12 protein-coding genes are annotated in these 19,748 nt (G+C 30.7%); all 12 read right to left on the bottom strand.

The genetic code is table 11. The annotated features are described in order from the left end of the window. Positions 1-137: 137 nt before the first annotated feature. The 12 genes from WHD08_RS16895 to WHD08_RS16840 all read right to left on the bottom strand — a co-directional run bounded on the left by WHD08_RS16895 (position 138) and on the right by WHD08_RS16840 (position 19,740). Positions 138-1,004 carry an AraC family transcriptional regulator gene (locus tag WHD08_RS16895; RefSeq protein WP_208889960.1) on the bottom strand — a complete coding sequence of 289 codons (867 nt, stop codon included), beginning with the start codon at positions 1,002-1,004 and terminating at the stop codon, positions 138-140. Between the two features lie 93 nt (positions 1,005-1,097). Next, a complete protein-coding gene (locus WHD08_RS16890) occupies positions 1,098-2,588 on the bottom strand; it encodes a sulfatase-like hydrolase/transferase (RefSeq protein ID WP_165732662.1) in 1,491 nt (496 codons plus the stop codon). A gap of 99 nt (positions 2,589-2,687) precedes the next feature. After that, positions 2,688-3,044 carry a hypothetical protein gene (locus tag WHD08_RS16885; RefSeq protein WP_165732661.1) on the bottom strand — a complete coding sequence of 119 codons (357 nt, stop codon included), beginning with the start codon at positions 3,042-3,044 and terminating at the stop codon, positions 2,688-2,690. Positions 3,045-3,079: 35 nt separating this feature from the next. Then, a complete protein-coding gene (locus WHD08_RS16880; RefSeq protein WP_208889961.1) occupies positions 3,080-4,087 on the bottom strand; it encodes a family 16 glycosylhydrolase in 1,008 nt (335 codons plus the stop codon). Positions 4,088-4,319: 232 nt separating this feature from the next. Beyond that, positions 4,320-6,671 carry a glycoside hydrolase family 2 TIM barrel-domain containing protein gene (locus WHD08_RS16875; RefSeq protein ID WP_208889962.1) on the bottom strand — a complete coding sequence of 784 codons (2,352 nt, stop codon included), beginning with the start codon at positions 6,669-6,671 and terminating at the stop codon, positions 4,320-4,322. Positions 6,672-6,738: 67 nt separating this feature from the next. Continuing rightward, positions 6,739-8,256, bottom strand: coding sequence for a sulfatase family protein (locus WHD08_RS16870; RefSeq protein ID WP_208889963.1), 1,518 nt, complete (start codon positions 8,254-8,256; stop codon positions 6,739-6,741). An 89-nt stretch (positions 8,257-8,345) separates the two neighbouring features. Next, positions 8,346-9,767, bottom strand: coding sequence for a sulfatase-like hydrolase/transferase (locus tag WHD08_RS16865; protein WP_208889964.1), 1,422 nt, complete (start codon positions 9,765-9,767; stop codon positions 8,346-8,348). A 121-nt stretch (positions 9,768-9,888) separates the two neighbouring features. Next, positions 9,889-12,636, bottom strand: a complete 2,748-nt coding sequence (locus WHD08_RS16860) for an outer membrane beta-barrel protein (protein ID WP_208889965.1) — start codon at positions 12,634-12,636, stop codon at positions 9,889-9,891. Between the two features lie 198 nt (positions 12,637-12,834). Continuing rightward, positions 12,835-14,289: an arylsulfatase gene (locus tag WHD08_RS16855; RefSeq protein ID WP_208889966.1), complete on the bottom strand. Its 1,455-nt coding sequence runs from the start codon at positions 14,287-14,289 to the stop codon at positions 12,835-12,837. Between the two features lie 357 nt (positions 14,290-14,646). Continuing rightward, a complete protein-coding gene (locus WHD08_RS16850) occupies positions 14,647-16,206 on the bottom strand; it encodes a sulfatase family protein (RefSeq protein WP_208889967.1) in 1,560 nt (519 codons plus the stop codon). A 99-nt stretch (positions 16,207-16,305) separates the two neighbouring features. Then, the gene (locus tag WHD08_RS16845; RefSeq protein ID WP_208889968.1) at positions 16,306-17,970 is read right to left on the bottom strand and encodes a SwmB domain-containing protein; all 1,665 of its coding nucleotides are present in this window, start codon (positions 17,968-17,970) and stop codon (positions 16,306-16,308) included. A gap of 15 nt (positions 17,971-17,985) precedes the next feature. Continuing rightward, positions 17,986-19,740 carry a RagB/SusD family nutrient uptake outer membrane protein gene (locus WHD08_RS16840; protein WP_208889969.1) on the bottom strand — a complete coding sequence of 585 codons (1,755 nt, stop codon included), beginning with the start codon at positions 19,738-19,740 and terminating at the stop codon, positions 17,986-17,988. Positions 19,741-19,748 lie beyond the last annotated feature (8 nt).

Here is a 19,748-nt window from a genome sequence, read left to right as displayed (position 1 = left end):
AGCATAGAATTAAGCTAATATTAACCACAAATGGTAGCTTATTATCATAAGCTACCATTTTGTGATTGATAAAAAATATACTCTTTATAAAATAAAGGAAAACTGTTATTGTACTTAAATAAAAAAGAAATAAGAGACTAGATATCTTCTCTAAACTTCTTTGGAGTAGAACCCATTATCTGTTTAAATTGTTTATTAAAATTAGTAATTGAATTAAAACCAACAATATAACAGATTTCTGAAACTGGTAAATTTTCTTGCACCAAGATTCTAGAAGCATTTCGAATACGAATTTCATTTAAAAACTGGGTAAATGATTTATTCGTCATTTTTTTAAAAAACCTACAAAAAGAATTTGTTGTCATGCAAGCAACATTAGAAATATCGTCTAAACTAATACTAGAAGCATAGTTATCTGATATAAATTTTAAAACCGTATCTATACGCTCAGAACTTTCAGTGGTTGTTGTCTGCCTCATGTCTGAGGATGATAAAACTGTTTTATCTTTTTTATCAACCAAAGATAATTTATGTAAAATACTTAAAATTTTAATGTGCTTTTCTGTTGATGACAATCTTGGAAGTGACATAATATCGTTATGTAAAAACTTACTCACATTTTCTCCAAAAGACAAACCAAACTTACATTCTTCTAATATTTTTTTTACGTTGTAAAAATCTGGCATTTGAAGAATCTCATTTCCTAAAAAATCGTCTGTAAATTTAGTTACAATAGTCTTTACCTCTTTGGTACTTTCTTCTTCGTAATAAGAAGGATCATTCCTCCACAAATGTGGCAGATAAGACCCAACCAAAACTAAATCTCCTGCAAAAAAAGGAGCAACACTATCACCTACAAAACGAATTCCGTTACTTTTAGAAATATACAGTAATTCGAATTCTTTATGATAATGCCACGCAGCATCTAAACAAGGAACATCTCTTGTATAAATGTCTAGTTTTTTATTTACAGGGGTATCAGATTTTTTTAATACGAGTTTCATTGTTAACAAATATAATAAAATATTTTTTGAAATTGAATTCCTATTTTTAACTCACTAATTCAATAAACATTGATAAAAAAACAAAATAAACCTTTAATCTAATTTAAAAGTTTCATCAAACTTTGGCATATTATCTTTTTTCCATTCAACACCCGTTTTTACATTGTGCCACCAAAATGGTTGAATATGTAATTTACTCCAATCTTCTGCATCTTTTACTAAATCTTGTAAGATTTCTGGATGTTGATTTTTTACATCATTTTTCTCTTCAATATCATTTGTAATATTGAACAATTTCCATTTTTGATTGTATGCTTTTACAGCTTTCCAATCATTTTTTCGAACACCAACATCACTAAAACCATTTCTGTGACGCATCACAAAAATATTATCATCTTTATAAGAATCTTTATTCATTAAAAAATTATCCCAAATATTTTTACCATCTAGTTTTTTTCCTGTAGGAATTTCTGCTCCTGCTAATTTTGCTAAAGTTGGATAAAAATCTAAAGCAGAAACTGGGGCATTAAACGTATTCCCCGCAGGCACAACATTTGGCCAATTGAAAAACATAGGAACTCTATAACCGCCTTCATAAGCACTTCCTTTTCCTTCTTTTAAAGGAAAATTTGTTGCTCCAGAAGTCGTTTTTCCTCCGTTATCACTTAAAAAGATAATTAAAGTATTTTCTAACTGATTAGAATCTTTTAATGATTGTAAAATTCTTTTAACTCCACGATCTACAGCATACACCATAGCAGCATAGGTTCTTCTTTTTTTATCTTTTATATGAGAAAACAACTTAAGATCTTCTTCTTTTGCTTCTAAAGGTGTATGAGGTGCATTGTATGCAAGATATAAGAAAAAAGGATCTTCGTTTTTACCAGCATCTGTAATAAAACGAACCGCTTCTCTAGAAAAGGCATCTGTTAAATATTCTGTTTCTTTTATTTGTTTACCATTGTGCTCTAATGGATGTAAATAATCCCAAATTAATTTATTTCCATTAGCTTCTTGTTGTGCATACGCTTTTCTATATTGCTCTGGAAAATAATTATGTCCTCCTCCTAAAAAACCAAAGAAATCATCAAAACCTCTTACATTTGGATGAAATTCTGGATTAGAACCTAAATGCCATTTACCAATTGCACCAGTATTATAACCTGCTTCATCTAACACTTTACTAATAAAAGTTTCTTCTAAAGAGATTCCTTTCTTAATAGTTTCTCCACTATTTGGAGGTAGGTTAAATTGAGCTCCAATTTCATGTGGATATCTACCCGTCATTAATGCTGCTCTACTTGGTCCACAAAAAGGATGTGCTACATAAGCAGAAGTAAAAATAGTTCCGTTATTTGCCAAGGCATCTAAATTGGGTGTTGGTATGTCTTTAGATCCATTAAAACCGACATCTGAATATCCCAAATCATCACATAAAATAAATAAAATGTTTGGTCTTGCAGGAGTTTCAATAGTTGAAGTTGTTTTTGCTACTGTTTTAGAATTGCTCTTATCTTTAGTGGAAGTACAACTAATTGTTGCTAATAAAAAAAAGGCAGAAATAATAGTTACTATTTTTTTCATTTGATGGTATTATTAATAATAAAATTGATGCTGTAAACTAAGAAAAGGTTGCCTTCTATCATTAATTAGAAAGCAACCTTTTTTTTGTTCTAAAAAAAGTTATTTAACCTCTTTTAATTCTTCTCTCATTCTCTTAAAAAACGGAGCCAATTCTTTGTAATTTTTTCCTGTTAACTTAATAACACCATTGTTAAATTCTTTACTAGCTTCACCGTTTTTAGCTTTCTTTTCTTCTTTGGTTATTGTACCTGCTTTTGCCTCTTTTTGAGACTCTCCATAAGCTACAACCATTGTTGTTCTTAATTCTGTAAGCTCTTTTTGTTGAGCTTCGTTTAAATTATATTCTTTCGCTGCTGCTTCTACAAAGTATTTATTTTGTCTTTCTTGAAATTTATTTTGCCCATAAGTAGCAGAAAATGATACTACTAATAATAATATTAAAATGATTTTTTTCATGATATTGATTTAAGGTTAATGGTTAATTACTGCTATTATTTTTTTTGCCAAATTCTTACATACTCAATTTCGAAGTCTACAACTCCGTCCTCTTTTTCTCCCTCTGGACTATTTAATTCTAAGTCTTCTTTACTATCTGGAACTCCGTGCCAAGGAAACGTTTCTTGATCTAACCAAATAGAAATTGCTCCGTCCATAACCCAACCGTTAGGATAGCCTTTTTCTTTAGCATACGCATCTACTTGTTCTTTTGTTGCGCCGGTTTTGTATACTCCATCTACATATAATTTTAGTCCGTTTTCATTCCATTCAATTCCATATACATGAAAATCATCTGCTACTCTAAAACCATAATCTAAATGCTCTGTATACACACTTTTACCTTTCCCTTCTTTAGACCAATCGTGTATAGACCACCAAAGCTCTCTGTCTTTTCCATTTGCTTCTTTAACAGGTTGTCTATGATCTCCAAATTGTTCAAAAATATCTAATTCAGTTTTATTTCCTATCGCCCAAAAAGCACTTGTAATTTCTGCATCTGCAGCTTTACTTTTTATTTCCATATAGCCATATTTAAAGAATTTACGACCAATAAAACAAGCTGTTGTTAAGTTTTCGAATTTAGCAACTTCACCTTCTTTTTTACCCCAAGGTTTTTGCACATCATCAGAAAAAGGAAAATCTGGCTCCCAACGAGTTTCTAAAATTAGTTTGCCATCTTCTAAACGGTAATTTCTTCCTGAAAATTGAGATGGAGCTCGCCCTTTCCAAACTTTTTTGTTTGGCAAATCTGGATGCTTGTAAAAAGGTTTCCCGTCTTTAAACTTCCCAACAATGTACCATTTATCCTCGTCTATTGTATCATCTTCAAATTCATCAGAAGCATCCGTATTTAAAACCCAATTACCTGTATTTGTTAGGTCTGAAAAAGGAAAAATTTTAGTATCTGATTTAACAGAGGCATCTTTTGTAACATTCTTTTGATTACCACAAGCTAGCAGTAAAAGAGGGATACTAAGGAATAATATTCTTTTTATAATCATTTTATTCTTTTTAAAAAATTAAGCTTTAAAACTTAATCTTACAAAGAAAAATAAAATTAACGTACACCCTTTATTTAAAATTACCCTCTTATGATTATAATTTATCCGTTAATTAAAGTTTAGTTAATCTTTAAGTGATGAATTAAAAAAATAAAACAAAAAAGGCATCCTTTAAATTATAAAGAACACCTTTTCCGTTTTTGGTAAATTGACTTAAAAAAGAATACTTTCCTTAAAAGCTATAATTGTTAGATTTTAAATCTTTTGCTTCCGCAGAAACAGTTCCGTTTAAAGAATTTCCTACTCTTATTAATGCAGTTGCAATACCTGCTTCTGCTTTAATAGCATCTGGATTCATAATTTCTAAATCACCTGTTAAAGTAACGTTTATCTCTTCTGAATAATCTGTGTTAATTGTTCCGTTTTCATCAACGGCAGCAATATAACAAAACACCACATCGTTAACTCCTGCTTGTGGTTGCTTTCCGCTTTCATCAATCCAAATTTTTAATTTAGTTGGCTCTTTAGCAGTTGTAATACTATCTTCAGATACTTTTTTTCCGTTAATAAAACCTACCGCTTTTAAAGTTCCCGCTTCAAAAGAAGATACTTTAAATGTAAATGGAGGGTGATTTAATTTGTCTGTATTTTTATTCTGATCTGGTTTTTGTATCGCAATTAATTTATCATTCAAAAATAATTGAACCTCATCTGCATTAGCAAATACTCTCACATCTAAAGGCGATTTTTCATTCCAAAAAGTAGCTAATTTTAAAATATGTGCAGCATCTGTACCTTGTTGACTCTGATAAAAATAATATCCGAATTTTGGCAATCTAAAAAGATCCATTACACCAGAATATTCAATATCTGGATGATATCCTCTGTTATAATCATACATTACCCAATAACTATCTGAAAATGCTACCGTGTGTAAATTGTCATTATGCGATTCTTGTAAATTGAAAGCCATGTTTAACAATCTTTCCTCTCCATTAGCTCTAGATTGACGACTACTTAGTTCGGCTCTCATAGAGTTTGGTAAATTATCTTGATTTAAACCTGCATTTTTAGAATGATATTCCCAATCTCCATACTCAGAAACAGAGTATGGCTGCCCCTCTTTTAAAGGATGTGGATGTAAAATTCTATGTTGGCGTGCTTGAAAATAAATATCATATACATCATCCATCCATCCACAAGAATACACATTCTCTCCAGGATATTCTGCATGCGTAATTCTATTTAATTCTGTCATAAAAGGAACTGTCATTTCTTTAGTTTCATTTAAAGAAACTTCCCAAGCCAAAACAGAAGGTCTGTTTCTATCTCTTCTAATTAATTCTGATGCAGATCTGTAGCAATACTCTCTAAAAGCATCGGTATCATTATAATATTGCCATCCCATAATGGCATCTACCACTACAATACCCAATTCGTCACAAGCATCTAAAAAAGCTGGAGATTGCGGGTAATGTGATAATCTGATATAATCGAAACCACCATCTTTAATCTTTTTAGCATCTCTATATTGTGCATTATCAGACAAAGCATATCCTATAAACGGATAATCTTGATGACGATTTACCCCTCTTAAAAATGTTTTAACACCATTAATTTCTAATTGATTTTCTTTATCAAACGTAAAAACTCTAATTCCGAAATTTGTTATTTCTGCATCAATTTCATTCTCATCAATAAAAATCTTCGTTTCTAATTGATATAAATTAGGATCTTTGGGCGACCATAATTTGGCATCGTTTAATGTAAATATTTGTTGCACTTCTACATCATTTTCTGCTCCTATGCTTTTTACAGTTAATTGTTCTTTTACCAAAGTCCCATTGTAAAAGATACTTTGAACAATTTTAACTTCTTTTGCTTCTTTTTCTTCATTGATTACATGCGTTTTTATAGCAACTTCAGAAACCGCTTTAGAAACTTTTGGATAGGTTATAAAAACGCCACCTCCAGCAACTTTATTCGCCAAAACAGGATCTGAAATATATACTTTATCAGAAAAATGCAACCAAGCGTTTCTATACAAACCACCATACATATTAAAATCTAACCTTTTTAATGGTTTTGGTCCTGTAATATCGTTGTCTGTATTGTCTAATCTTACAGCAATTACGTTATCATTTCCTTTTTCTACATAGTTTGTAATATCTACTTTTACAGGTAAATAACCTCCATGATGTTCTGAAACTAAAGTTCCGTTTATCCAAATTTTAGAAAAATTCATGGCTGCTTCCAATTCTAAAAACACTTTCTTTTTAGATGGATTTACAGGAACGTTAAAACTTTTTCTGTACCATGCAATTCCTTGCCATTGGTCATTTACAACTTGTGGTTCTATGTTTGTTGTGTGTGGTAAGCTTACCGACTCCCAAGAAGTTGCATCGAAATTTGGTTGACTAAAAGCTGCATCTGAATCGGTGGTTTTAGCTAATTTGGTAAACTGCCAACCTTTATTAAAATTAACTTTTGCTTCATAATTAGCTTCTTCTTGACAAGAAGTTAAACTGATGGCAATGATCAGTAAAAATGAATATTTTAATGTGTTTATAAAATTGATCTTCATAGGTTTTGTTTTAATTTAAACGCAAAGTTCGCGAAGGTTTTTCAGTAAGAAAGTATACTTCTTTGTCTTATTTTTTTAATGATTTTTTATACAACTGGCTATACTTTTTATAACCAACTTCTACTCCATTTTGCATATCTTGATACGCTTTTGGGTGTTCTTTTCGAAACCATTTTACAAAAGGTTGTCCAGGAACATCAACCGGATTGTAAGTGTCACTTACCAACGTCATTTCTTTATCAAACTGAACAGTTTCTGCTCTTAATTCTTCTAATACGTCTTTATATTTTTCGTTTGTAGCTAAATTATGTAGTTGAAATGGATCTTCTTTTAAATTGTACAATTCTTCGTTTGGTTTTGTAGGCTCAAAAAATGGTTTTTGGTTTTCATTCAATTTTCCTTCTTTGTACAATTTTCTCATTATATGTACTGCCGGTCTATAAAACTCTAAATACGCTTGTTCTGCATCATAAGGAACTTCTGGTTTGTCATTTCTAATATAAGACCAATCTCCAGAAGTTACAGCTCTTGATTTTTCTTCAATTTCATCCCATAAATCTCTTGCTCCATATACATATTTTCTATCAAAATTATTATTGAAAATTGGTTTCCCTGTCATGTAGTTTGGGACATCGATTCCTGCAAAATCTACAATTGAAGCCGTTATATCTGTTGCAGAAACTACATCTTTTCTTACTTCTCCTCCTTTAAATTGTTTTGGGTAATAGATAATAAAAGGAATTCTTAATCCTGGATCTTGTAAATATCCTTTTCCTCTAATATTACAACGACCATTATCACCTATAAAAATAACAACAGTATTGTCTGCCATTCCCTTATCTTCCAATTCTTTAAAAATCATTCCCACTTCATTGTCCATGTACTCAATTTGGTCTAAATACTTAGCCCAATCTAAACGAATTGCAGCATCATCTGCCATATAAGGTGGTAATGTTAAGGTTTTTGGATCTACTGGATGTTCCGATTTTTCTCTTACTTCATCCCACCAATCTCCTCTGTGTGTAACTACCAACTGAATTTGCGCAAAAAAGGGTTGGTCTTCCTTTTCGAAAGTATCATACTTATCAAACAAACCAAATTCTGTTTTTCCATCCCAATTACCAATTGGATCGTGTTTAAAGTTTACATCAATTTTTCTACCTTTTTTCATTACAGCATGATTACCCAAAATAGTAGTGTATCCTGCATCTTTTAATAATTTTGTGAATGGCTTAAACTGACTATCTAAAGGAACATCCCTGTTACTTCTGTGATTGTGCGAATTTGTCTTTACTTGATGTGTACCAATCATCATCGCAGACCTACTTGGTGAGCAAATTGGGTTGGTTACAAAAGCATTATCAAAACGAATTCCTTGATTTGCCATTTTGTTTAAATGAGGCGTTTTTACATTTGGCATTCCGTACGTTTCTAAATCGGTACTCATGTCTTCTGCCATGATCCAAATAATATTTGGTCGCTCTTTTTTCACTTCAACTTGAGCAACTTTTTCTGTATTCTTTTTACATGCTGATATTGTAAGAATAATACAAGTAGTTAGTGTGATTAATTTAATTGATTTCATATATTTTATTATTTGCGTAATTGTTTAAAAGTTTAACTGTGTAATTGACTAGACTCGGTTAAACAATTACACGTTTACACATTTTTACGTTATTTAAATACTCCTCCAGAATATGGGAAATGTAGATTTTTTACACTTTCTCTTTTTAGAATTTCATTTGCTTTTTCCACCAATTCTGGGTGTTGTTTAGAAACATCATTCTTTTCATATAAATCTACGGATAAATCATATAATTCTGTGTGGTAATTATCGCCCATTCTTACTGCTTTCCAATTTCCAAAACGTGTAGCTTGTCTAAACCCTTTTACACTTCTTCCTACTTGAATTTCAAAATACAGAAAATCATGTTTTTGTTGATTTCCTTGATCTAATAATTCTGGTAAAATAGAAATTCCGTCTGTTTTATTAGGTGATGTTGTTTCTGCAACTTCTGCAAATGTTGGCATGATATCATAAAAAGTTGCTGGATGATTTGTTGTTGTTCCTTCTGCTATTTTATTTTTCCAATAAGCAAACATTGGCACTCTTACTCCGCCTTCATACACATCTCTTTTATATCCTTTTAAATCTCCAGAACTATTAAAGAATTTATAATCATGATGATTTTCACCTGTTGGACCATTATCACTAGAAAAAACAATTAAGGTATTTTCTAATTCACCACTTGCTTTTAATTTATTGAACAATCTTTTAACTTGTGCATCTAACATTGTAATTCTAGCTGCATGTCTTCTTTCTATTTCTGGCCACTCTTCTATTCTATCTGCATACAAATCTGTTTCACTTAAAAACAACTCATGTGCATGCGGTGTTCTATAAGACATGTATAAGAAAAAAGGTTTCTCATTCGATTTTTTATCTAAATAATCTAACGCAAAATTTGTTCTAAACTCATCTAAACATTTGTGTTTATTATAATTGTAAAAAATAGAATCTTGATTGTTGTTTACCCAATGTACGCGTTCATCAATCTCTCTTCCATTAACATCTTTTCCCCATTGTTCTTGCACGGCATAATCAAAACCACGTCCTTTTGCCCAGGTAGAAGTATCTTCTGGCACACCTAAATGCCACTTACCAATCATTGCTGTTTGATACCCTGTATTTTGCAACATTTCTCCGATTGTTTTTTCTGATTTCTTTAAAGCAACTCGATCCCACTTTCCATTTACATCTCCTTTATTTCCTCGAATATTTACGTGTCCTGTATGCAAACCAGTCATTAAAACAGCTCTAGAGGGAGAACAAACAGAAGTACCCGCATAAAAATCTGTAAAACGTTTTCCTACAGAAGCCAAAGAATCTAAAAAAGGGGTTCTAATTTCTTTTTGTCCGAAAGAACCTAACTCTCCATACCCCAAATCATCTGTTAAAAGAAAAATAATATTCGGTTTCTTTCCTTTATAACTTTCTTTAAAATTGGCCGTATCCTCTTTTTTTTCTAAATTATTACAACTTGTAAATACACATAAGCATACCAGCAAAACGGTTACATATTTTAATAACTTCATAAATATTCTTTTCGTGTTAAATATTACTTTATGATTTCTATGTAAAATTGAACAAAAAAAGAAACACATTTGTTTTTGCAGATGCAGAAAATGTATTTTAGCGTAAATTAAGTACTATAAACTAGGTTTTTAGACTCTTATTTATCTTCTTTTTACCACTATTTATCTTAAAAGTATAACTTAACACCACGTAACGTCCTAGGCTTTGCAAATTGGTTTCTTCAAAATAATTTAAAGTACTTCTTCTATAAACATCTATATTTTTATCTAAAAGATCTATTAAAACCAATTTAATAATATTGTTTTTAGGTGTTAAAGCGTATGATATTGCAGCATTCCAAATAGGTATTTCTTGTTGTATTAAAAACTTATTATCTGTATACACCAAATAATCGAATTGTGTGTTTACGTTTAATCTTTTAGAAAAATCGAAATCTACCATACCAAAATATTTTTGGGTGGTAAATTTTCTATCTAAATTATTCTCTATAGAAAAACTAGTATTATTAACAACGTACGTTGCACCTGCTTTTAAATCTACTTTTCTTTTACTATTATTTTGAAGGATTAAACTTGTTAAATAATCTTTAGAAACCACATTATTTAATTCATAATTCACAATTGAATTTGCAGCATTATTAGAAAATTTATTTTTAAGACTCAACCTTACTCCTAAACTATTTATTTTTTTAGTAATGTTTAACAAGGCATTAAAACGAATCTTTTCACCACTATTTTGATAACTAATTGTTCTAATATATTCATCATCTATAGTTACATTTCTAATAATTGCATCCGTAGAATTTGAATACTGAATTTTACCATTAAAATTAAATGACGAATTAAAATCATACACATTTGCTGTGGCAGATATGGAGTTTGTTTTTTCGTTTTTTAAATCTGGGTTTCCTGTATTAATTGCATACGGATTTATATCATTATAAAACGGATTTGCTTGATTTGCTCTCGGTGCTTTTATATATTTTCGATATGTAAATCTAAATTTCTGACCTCTTTTGGGTTTGTATTGAAAAAATAAAGATGGGTTTAGATAAAATTTTTCTCTGATAAATTGAATTTCATCAACTTCTCCAAAACTTCGATGTAATGTTTGTAGCTCTAAACCTGTAGATATATTTAAATCAGATTTATTATAGCTATGAGAAAATTTTGTTTTAAAACTATTTTCAGAATATTTGTAATAATATTCTATAGCGTCTTCTATTGTAGTGGTTTTTATTGTTTTTCTATTTTGATTGGTATTTTCTGTTCCTGTTAAAATTTCTGAAGATGCTTCTGTATTAAAATAATGATTTCCTCCTAAAGGTTCTGTATATTTTACTTTCACTAAAATATCTGCAGAACTCAAATCTTCATCTCTTAAAATTTCAAAATTAGTGGTAGACGGATTCGTTTTATTAAGGTTTGTTTCAATAAATGTATTCTGATTATTGTTTTTAGTATAATTGTTAATTACAGCTTTAAAACTTGTGCTGTAACTTCTTCCCTTTTTGGGTAATTTACGGTAAAAATCTACATTTAGATTTCCATATTTTTTAAGATTTGAGTTTGATGATGTATTGGTATTTGTTGTCACCAACTCATCCATTGTGTCAAAAAATAAACCTTCTCTAATTAAATCAGAATTTATCTTGTCTGAAAAAAACTTTCCTTTAATACGTAAACTACTTGTTTTATTTGCTTTATTCTCATAATTAAAGTTCAAATTATGATTATCTGAAATATTCAAATACTTGTTTTTAGAACTATAGTTAAAGTTATTGGTATTAGAAAAGAACACTCTTTTTGTATCTGAAACACCATTATTTTCAGAAAGGTTATAAAAATAATCTACGTTAAAAGATTCCTTTTTTCGAAGTTCTTTTCCGTAATTAATACCTGTAACTACCGTTTTTAAAAAGCCACTTAAACTTTTTTGAGGATTTATAAAATCGTCTTCAGAATCATCACTAGAATCATCTGCAATACCATCTGCATTTTCTAAAAACCCTTGAATATTAGAACCCGTAACATTAATATTATTAAACTTACCAATTACAGACAATTGCGATTTAGAATTAAATTGATTGTAATTTAGATTGCTAAAATATCGGTTATCTAAACCTAAACCCGCTGCAACCTTACCAAAACCTCTATTTTTTTTCGACTTTTTTAATGTAAAATTAATAACAACTTCTTTATTACCATCATTAATACCTGTTAACTCTGCTTCATCACTATTTTTGTCGATTATCTCAATTTTGGCAATTGCATCCGCAGAAATATTTTTTAAAAAGATGGATGGATCTCCTCCAAAAAATTCTTTTCCATCAACAAAAATCTTAGTAACCGTAGTTCCTTGCGCAATAATTTTGCCTTCTTCCATTTCAATACCTGGAAGCTTATTTAATAAACCATCAATATTGTCATCAAAATTAACTTTAAAAGAATCTGCATTAAAACTAACCGTATCTTTTTTAATTTGAATAGGCACAACCGCGGTAATAACAACCTCATCTAAAAGTCCAACATCTTCTTTTAAAACAATTGTTTTTAAATCTATCAACTGTTTTTTGTAAATCATTTTTTTAGAAAATGTTTTAAAACCCAATAAATTTAATTGAAGAATAACGGTATCTTTTGGTATGTCTTTTAAAAAGAAAGTTCCTTTTAAATCTGTAGTTGTATAACTTAAAAAAGAAGCATCTTTAGGGCTTATTAATGCTACAGAAACCATTTCTAAAGGAGTATTGGTTTCATCAGTAATAACACCTTTTATTCCTGAAGATTGTGTGTAACTATTTACTGAAAAACAAAATAGGAACATAAAAGGTGCTCCTATTTTAAATAAAATTTTGAGTAAAAACATATTTTCAGATATTTTTTATAATGCCTTTAGTAAATACAAATTCCTTTTAGTTAACTAGCCTTAAAAATAAGCAAGTAATTATAAAAAGTTTGTTTTCTTGAAGACTAATTTTGTTATTATATGTCAAAAACAGTTTTAAAATTCAAAAATAATTTCCACTACTTTTTCTTTTGATTTACGTCTTAAAAAAATCCTTTCCTATTTAAAAGGAAAAAGAACGGACTCGGTACTAGAATCTTCCATTAATTGTTTTAATTCTGACACAATTTCTGGGTGTAAACTAGCAACATCTATAGTTTCAGAAACATCTTTAGATAAATCATATAATTCAAAAACGCCTTGTTTCTTTTTGTTAATATCATTCCAAACGCCTTTCCAGTTTCCTTTTCTTATAGCCTTTCTACCACCTCTTATATTGAATTCCCAATATAAATGCGCGTGTTGTTCTTGTGCTTTTTTATCTAATAATGTTGGCAAAAAAGAAATACCGTCAATTTCTTTCGGATTTTTAGTATTCGTAATCTCTGTAATTGTAGGTAAAACATCCCAAAAAGTAGAAATATGATCTGTTACACTTCCTGCTACAATTTTATGTGGCCAAACCACTATAAATGGTGCTCTAATTCCGCCTTCATACAAATCTCTTTTATAACCTCTAAACTTACTATTACTGTCAAAAAAATCGGGATTCGTTCCTCCTTCAGGAGATGGACCATTATCACTAGCAAACATTATAATAGTGTTATTTGTAAGCCCTAATTCTTCTATTTTTGCTATAATTTCACCAACATAGGCATCTATTCTTGTTACCATAGAAGCATAGGTTGCTTTTGGTTTATCACAAGGTGAATATTCATAAGCTACTATATTTGACCCATAATCTGAAGTATATTTATTGTCTGCGGTATAAGCTGTTTCTTTAAATTTACCATCATACATTTTAAAAATAGAATCGTTTGGAGAAATAAGTTCTACATGTGGCAATACTAAAGGAACATAAGCAAAGAACGGTTTATCTTTATTATCTTCTAAAAATTGAAGTCTATGATCTCTAATTTTATCCGGAGAATACGTAACTTTATGTGTCCAATCATTCCCCTCTAAAGAATCTATTTTTTGATTGTGATTTAAATAAGGAGGATAATAACGATGCGCTAACTTTTGATCATTATAACCGTAAAACTCATCAAAACCTTGATTGTTTGGATCTCCTTCTCCAAAACCTAATCCCCATTTACCAAACATACCAGTTACATACCCTGCTTCTTTTAAAATTTCTGCAATGGTTACCGAGTTTTTTGGCAAAGGAACTTGACCTTCTTCATCTTCTACCAACTGTCTATTTCCCCTAATTGGCGTATGGCCTGTATGTTGACCTGTCATTAAAGTTGAACGAGAAGGTGCACAAACAGCAGAACCGCTATAATGTTGCGTAAACTTCATACCTCTCTCAGCTAAAAGGTCTAGGTTTGGAGTGTAAATTTTTGTTTGACCATAAGTTCCTAAATCTCCAATACCCATATCATCTGCTAAAATATAAATGATATTTGGTTGCTTCTGTTTAACCAAAACTTTCTTACTCTCTTTTTCTTGTGCACAAGAAATTGCAATTATAAAAACAAAGGCACCCCATAAAATTAATTTAATCTTCATAATTTAAAACGTTTAATTGGTATTTTTTCATTTATAGACATTATTCTCCGATAAAAGACATAAGACCGCTTCACTTTTAGAATTAAGACTTGACTCTAACTCCGTGACAAAGAGATGTAACTTAAATTAAAATTAGTCTGCCTTTTCTCAATAATTTTACTTTAAAAAAGCAAGGATATCATCAAAAAAAAAACACTTAAACCCCTTGATTTAAAAGGTTTATAAAAATAAAACAATCGGACACTAATCATTTATAGATTAAAAAAGAAAAGACATTTAACAACTCTAGGAGATATTAAATGTCTTTCTAATTGTTATTAATAAAAACTATTACAAAAGTTTAAGACAACTTTTCAGTTATCTAAATTGTACTTCTTTAACTCCATTTGTAAAATCGACACCTCTTAACTTTACAAAAATGGCTTTCATTTCTGCTAATTTTTCTGGATTAGATTCAGCTAAATTATTTTGTTGCCCTTTGTCTTCTTTTACATTATAAAGTTGCTCATAAGGAAAGTTACCAACTTCAATACTTACTTTTTCTCTAAAGTTTTTTCCTTTATAATCTGGTATATATACCCAATCTCCACGTCTTAAAGCTGTTTTTCCTGTAGCTTCAATTACCAAATTATCTCTTCCTGTATCACTTTTACCTAACAAGGTGTTTAATATATCTTTACTATCTGTAGTAGTTTCTGCAGTACCTGTTAAGTTTGCAAGAGAAGCTAATAAATCCATCTGACAAACAATAGCATCTGAAACTGCAGGTTGTATTTTCCCTTTCCAATACGTAATAAAAGGAACTCTTGTACCTGCTTCAAAAATACTATATTTACCTCCTCTGAATCCTCCTTTAGGGTCGTGTTTCCCTAATTTTTCTACGGCATCATCATAATAACCATCATTTAAAACTGGGCCATTATCACTAGAAAAAACAACTAATGTATTTTCTAAAACACCTTCTTCTTTTAAAGTATTCATAAATTCTCCAATTACCCAATCTGCTTCTAAAATAACATCTCCTCTTGGTCCCATTCCAGATGTACCTAAAAATCTTGGATGTGGCGTTCTTGGCACATGTGGCTGTTGCATTGCATAATATAAAAAGAAAGGTTTGTCTTTATGTGTTTTAATATAATTCTGTGCCTTTGCTAAAAAATGATCTGCCATGTCTGTATCTGTCCATTTTGCAGCATCACCACCTTTCATAAACCCTATTCTTGGAATTCCGTTTACAATACTATTGTTATGACCATGATGCCATTTCATCGTTGTCTTTTCTGGATTAGAGATTGCCGTTGGTTCTCCTTCAAAATTCTCTTTATAACTTACTTCGATAGGATCATTTTTATCTAAACCAACAACGTTTCCGTCTTTTATATAAACGGTAGGAACTCTATCCTGCGTAGCAGCCATAATATATGAACTTTCAAAACCAACTTCGTTTGGACCTGGAGAAACTCTTTCGTTCCAATTTACAACTCCGGTTCCTAAACCTAAATGCCATTTACCAACAATGGCAGTTTGATACCCTTGTTTCTTTAACATTTTTGGTAAGGTTTGTTGCTCTGTAGTAATTAACAAAGGTGCTGTTCCTGGTAAAATTTTAGCATCTTTATTTCGCCAAGGATACACGCCTGTTAACAAAGCATACCTACTTGGTGTACACGTTGCCGAAGAAGCATACCCATTTGTAAATTTAATTCCGCCAGACGCTAATGCGTCTATATTTGGTGTTTGTAATTCTGTAGCTCCGTAAGCACTGATATCTCCATAGCCTAAATCATCTAAATAGATAACTACAATATTTGGTTTCTGTTCAGTCTTTTTTACTTCTTTTTTCTCTGGTTGATTTTTACACCCAATTGCAAAAACGAAAGTAAAAACTAATAAAAAATTTAATTTAACGATTCTCATTATCTTGTTTTTATATATAATCCTTTGTAAATAAAAGTTCTTCATTGGAAAAAAATACTCCCATCTCAAATTGAAATGGGAATATCATTCTATTTTAAATTATCTAGGTTCGATAATTAATAAATCAAAATTATCTAACCATAGTTTTTGAACGATAGCATCATCTTGACCTGTATTTTCGATATTAAGATCGAATCTACCAGAATTAATACCTCCTAAAGTTATTTCTGGTAACGTAAGTTTTACCCATTTCCCTTTTTCTGTTGCTGAAATATCAAAATTAAAAGTTGCATCAGAATCTGCATTAAAAGAAAACTGAATAGAACTCATAACAGTAGAATTTTCGATATAAACCCAAACAGAAGGAATATATGTACCTGCAGTTACAGGGCTTAAAGTTGTAAAACCAGCTCCTTGTAATCTTGCAATTGCAGGAATTCCGCTAGCTGTAGTTTCGAACTTCATAGAACTATTACCTTGATAAGACATAGCATCATCTCTCCAATAATATAATGGGCCACCTTCATTATTTTTGTTATGTTGTGCAAAATACCCTTCTGTATTTGCTTTTTTAAATTGATTACCAGAACCACCCCATTCTTGTTCATAGCCCGTATAACCTGGTATATTCATAGCTCCTTCAAAATACATAACAACTTTTTTGTTCTCGAAGCTTTCTAAAACTCTAGAATCTACAGATTGTATATCGCCCGAAGTATAAGCAACAGTAACCACATCACTATTATAAATTGGTGCTGCTAATGTTATATCTATTTGCGTTGCATCTTCACTATTAATTGCAACTGATTGCACCGCAATATTTTGATTGAAACCTGCTGTTGTATTTGCTACATTTACAGTAAAATTATCTTTTTCTGATGCAGCTAAAACGCCTATTTCTCCTGTAAGTTTAAAAGAAATAACTTCTGTTGCATCTTCTTTTAAACCTCCATTAAGTACAAAAGGTTTTGTAGATGGAATTACTTTAATTTTTAAAGGAATTAATTTTATTACTTCTCCTTTTGGTTTTGGTTCTTTTCTACTAGAAGTAATATCTCCTGCTACAAAATCTCCTAAACTATTATATAAAACATCTACAGAATCTGCACTGCTTTTATCTTTATCTCCTCCTTTAAATGTCCATGTTCTAGCGTCTGGTTCTCCTGAAGTAGTCATATCTACATACGTAAGTTTATCGCCAGCTTCTAAACTTACAGTTTTCCAAGAGTCAATATCTTCAATAGTTGGCATATCTGTTTCGCTTACACTTAAAATTACTTCTGTACCTTTAAGCACCTGAAATACCGGTTTTAAATCATCATAAACATTAACCGTAAATATTTTATCAACCAACCAAGTACCATCTGCTTGTTTTACAGACTCAGTTACAGAATCTTTAAAAACATTTTTAAGTGCAATTTCTTTAATTCCTGGTGTATTAAACAGCACATTTATTTGCTGATCGTCTAAACTTGTTGGCCCTGTAGCTTCTATAAAATCTGAATAGATTGAATTATCCGAAGAAAACTCTTTAGACAAAGAACTAGTACCCTCTGGTATACTCCAGCTATGGCTTACCGCATTCGTAGAAACATCATATAGTCCTATAAATTGATTAAGTGCCACTACATAATCTCCTGTGGTAGTATTTTGTGTTGCTATCCAAGTAAAACTAGAGAAATCTCCATAAGGTGCATCATATTCATTTTCACTACATCCAAATGCCGACAGTATCAACATTAATACAATTCCTATTTTTTTCATTTTTTTCATTTTAGATTAGTTAGAAATTTTTGGATTATTTATGGTTTCACTTGCAGGATATGGTAAATACCCATCAGTATAAAATTCTGCTGCTGCTGAAAATTCTGGTACTATTTGAAAATCGGTTTCAATTGTACTGATACCTTCTCTTACCAAACTAGCTGTTCTTGTTCCTGTTCCTGTAGCTTCTTCGTTTAAATACTCATAATCCGTAGCATAAAAATTTCTTTCACTTAATGCCGTGTAACGCTCTTTAGCAATTCCCCATCTACGTAAATCAATATTTCTTGTAGAAAAACCTTCTACACATAATTCCATAGGATATTCAAATAATTGTAAACGTGTTCTTACTTCTTCTTGAGAATCATACGCTGCACCTTCTAAGGCTAAAAGTCCCCAACGTTTACGTACTGCATTGGTATATGACAAAGCACCAGCAATATCTCCCGTTTCATTTAAACATTCTGCCATCATTAAATAAACACCAGACAAACGGTTTAAAACAACATTTTTACCAGATTGCCAACTATTAACACCTAATGTATTTTCATCATTAGTAATATCATGATTGGTGTACTTTTTAAAATAACCATATTTACCTGAGGTCTTAAAATTTTGTAAAATAGCAGCCGATGGTGATTGATAATACTCTGTATCTTCATCATTTACAACAGCAAGCATAGCAGAATTTCTTAAAGAAACTTTTCTTAGCCTTACAACACCTGCTCTATCTGTTACCGTATTCCTTGGATCAGTAGGATCCATTTCATCACTAGCATACGCATGAATTAACCATGCTGCAGCTGTAAAAGTTTCTAAATTACTTGACCCACCACCACTTCTTGGTGCTGAATATCTTGCACTTCTTGTAATAAAATCGTCTTCATTAAAAGAATTATCTTCTGCTTTATGCATACTATAATTAATTTCAAAAATAGATTCTGAGTTAAAATCACCTGCTTTTGTAAATAGGATACTTGCATCTTGTACTAAAGCGTATCCGTAATCTTTCTTTTTATTATTAATAATATCATCAAAATAATCTTTGGCTACGGCATAATCTCCTTCATACAAATAACTCATTCCTAAAATAGTACCGGCTGCACCTGCATCTACTTTTGTTTTTGGCAACATTTGTCCAGGTAAATTGATATAAGCATATTCTAAATCTTTTCTAAAAAAAGCGATTACTTCTGCAGATTCTGATGCTGCTTTTGCAAAATCGGCAGGTTTTACCGGATTTACATCTCTAATAATAATTTTTCCTTGTTTAAAAACTGAATGCAAATAGAAATGTGCTAAGCCTCTAAAAAAACGTGCTTGTCCCATTTGTAAAGTCCATTTTTCTTGACTTTTTAAATCATCAGTCATCCCGTTTAAACCTTCTATTACTTGATTTGCTCTAAAAATAACTTGATACAAAGCATTCCATCTTAGTTGTAATTCGTTGGTGTTTTCGTTTATCTTGTGTTCGTACCAATTCTTAGCAAAAAGAGATACATCTTGACCATCTGCTGGAGACCTGTCATTAAAACGACCACCAGGATATCCTTCATCTGATCTCCAAGATTCTACACGTGCATTTACGATATACTCATTTAACATGGCACCATACACCGAAATTAAATTAGTTTCAGACTCTTCTAAGGTAGACCAATAAATGTCTGCAGATATTTCATTCGGATTCACTTCTTCTAAATATGAATCACATGAAAATAATGTTAAAAACATTACCGTTAAAGAAATTGTTTTAGCTATATATGTTTTCATTTTGTGTG

Source organism: Polaribacter sejongensis (assembly GCF_038024065.1).
Classification (GTDB): Bacteria; Bacteroidota; Bacteroidia; order Flavobacteriales; family Flavobacteriaceae; genus Polaribacter; species Polaribacter sejongensis.
Note: the sequence above shows the minus strand (reverse complement) of the source record. Positions and strands in the feature narration are given on the sequence as shown.